1 protein-coding gene is annotated in these 532 nt (G+C 46.8%); it reads right to left on the reverse strand.

Annotated features, from left to right (window positions below):
• Positions 1 to 110: 110 nt before the first annotated feature.
• Positions 111 to 532 (reverse strand): DUF3304 domain-containing protein (locus HMPREF3178_RS11205; RefSeq protein WP_228705135.1); only part of this gene is annotated, 422 nt, incomplete at its 5' end.

The raw sequence follows: 532 nt of genomic DNA on the forward strand, positions 1-532 counted from the left end.
TCAGCAAAAGTTCGATTTATTCAACAAAGCCTTTTGACCGACTAACGCCGCTTGTGTGGGTAAACGTCCCTGTTTCGGAAATTGCGGAGGATACCAGACTACATCAGGTTTCATTGTGGACATATTTGGGGTTCCTCCATTTTGATCGGATCTTTAATCGGATAATTTGGGTTGCCGTAGTCATAGCAGCTGGTGGTGACTTTTATTTGATCGCAGGGTAAAAAGTGGATCTTTATTCCGCAGGTTTTTTGTCCGGAATAATCGGGAACAGGGACTATTTTTGTATGCACTTTATTCAGTGCCTTAATTTTCTTATACCACTCTTCCTTTTTATCGGAATATGCTTGCCATACTTGGTAAGAGGCTTTCGTATCAGGACGTTTCGGCTCAGGGATTTCAGGTACATCATCGGCAAAAGCCACACCCGTTTCCCACTCAACTTTCACCCTCATCCCCGGTTTCCATTTCGTCGGCACGCCGTAACAGCAGCCACCGCCGCCCCCCTGCCAGGGGCCGATAATATCCAGCCCTG

It is taken from the genome of Klebsiella sp. HMSC09D12 (genome assembly GCF_001808475.1).
Classification (GTDB): domain Bacteria; phylum Pseudomonadota; class Gammaproteobacteria; order Enterobacterales; family Enterobacteriaceae; genus Klebsiella; species Klebsiella oxytoca.